The organism is Candidatus Aegiribacteria sp. (assembly GCA_021108435.1).
Classification (GTDB): Bacteria; Fermentibacterota; Fermentibacteria; order Fermentibacterales; family JCC-6; genus Aegiribacteria.
The window spans coordinates 1-1,674 of record JAIOQY010000055.1; the positions used below are offsets into that span (position 1 = coordinate 1).

At 44.5% G+C, this 1,674-nt stretch carries 1 protein-coding gene; it reads left to right on the plus strand.

Annotated features, from left to right (window positions below; translation table 11 throughout):
- Window positions 1-1,389: AarF/ABC1/UbiB kinase family protein (locus tag K8R76_03320; protein ID MCD4847202.1), on the plus strand; the 1,389-nt coding region annotated here is incomplete at its 5' end.
- Window positions 1,390-1,674: the final 285 nt, after the last annotated feature.

The window sequence follows — 1,674 nt, forward strand, 5'->3', positions numbered from 1 at the left end:
GAAGTCGCCCCGGAAAACTTCGAGGATATCCGCCAAATAGCTGAAACAGAATTGGGCGCTTCTCTGAGTGAATTCTTTCTTGAATTTGATCCCGAACCCCTGGCCGCTGCTTCGCTGGGACAAGTTCACCGGGCAAAACTTCACAAACCTGTCAATGGATTCGATCAAGTGGTCGTCAAAGTACAGCGGCCCAATATTGAAACAATAATTCAAACCGATTTGGCCGCGCTTGAGACAGTTGGCCGATGGATCCGGCGTTTCAGACCGATTTCAAAACGCGCCAATGTCCCGGCCTTATTGAAAGAATTTTCTGATATCACCTTCAAAGAAATCGATTATCTTGCAGAGGGGGAAAACGCTGAGACTTTCGCAGCGAATTTTAAAGATCGACCAGGGATTAAAGTGCCCAAGGTGGTGTGGGCTCACACCACAAAGCGGGTTCTAACTCTTGAAAACGTACTGGCCATCAAAATCACGGATTATGAATCCATCGCGGCGGCAGGAATAAGCAAAGCTGAAGTTGCCCAACGTTTATTTGAAACCTACCTGCAGCAAATATTTGAAGATGGTTTTTTTCATGCGGATCCGCACCCAGGGAATTTGTTCGTAGCTCCTGTTTTCCATGATAGCAGCAAACAAAATTGGACTCTCACATTTGTCGATTTTGGCATGGTCGGGAAGGTTCCCCCTAACCTTCGGGCCGGGCTTCGGGAAATGGCTATTGGCATCGGCACCCAAAATCCAGATCGGGTGATCACTTCTTTCCAAATGCTGGGCGTACTTTTGCCTGAGGCGGATACCGACCGCATCAAAGAGTTGATCGTCACCGAGTTTGAGCATTTTAAGGGAAAAAGCATGGCTGAACTGCAGCAAATCCATTTCGATGAAATGCGAGAGCTTGCCATTGAATATCGGGATCTGATAGTTGATATGCCTTTCCAGATGCCTGCCAAATTGTTATTCCTTTTCCGATGTGTTGGCATTCTTTCAGGAATGTGTATGGGGCTGAATCCGGATTTCAATGCCTGGAAAGGGATCGAACCCTTTACAAAGAAAATCATTGCTGAGGAAACCACTAAAAATTGGCATTACTGGCTTCAAGAGTTGGGTACCTATGGATTGACAATCATCAGACTCCCCCGACGGTTGGACACAGTTTTAAATAAGATGGAACGCGGCGATATGTCAGTCAACACCCCATCGCTGAATCAATATGCTGCCCGGATTGAAAGATCGACATGGCGAATAACAAATGCAGTCGTTTTTGCAGTATTGTTTTTTAGTGCAGTACAACTTTATTTGGCCGAAGAGCTTACCTTTGGGATGATTCTACTTATAGGGTCGATTATACCCCTGTGGCGAATTATTTTTCCAAGCAGAAGAACTTAAGGGTGTTTTCCCTCTTTTTGAGAATTTCTCCATAGATTTATTTAGAAACTTTTTAAGTTGGCCTGTTTTAAGTAGATTTGAAAGAGATATAAAGACCGCCTTTTATCTTGCTTCATGGTGACAAAAAAGGCCTTTATAATGTTAGGGTTGAAGACCCTGAGATTTTTCAACGGATTAGTGTTTACAAATGCTTGAATGTCAAGTCTTAATATACATATTGCTGAATTCCGACCTTACTGATTAGCATGTAAAAGCGCCTGCCAGCCCCCGCACCATAAGGGCGGG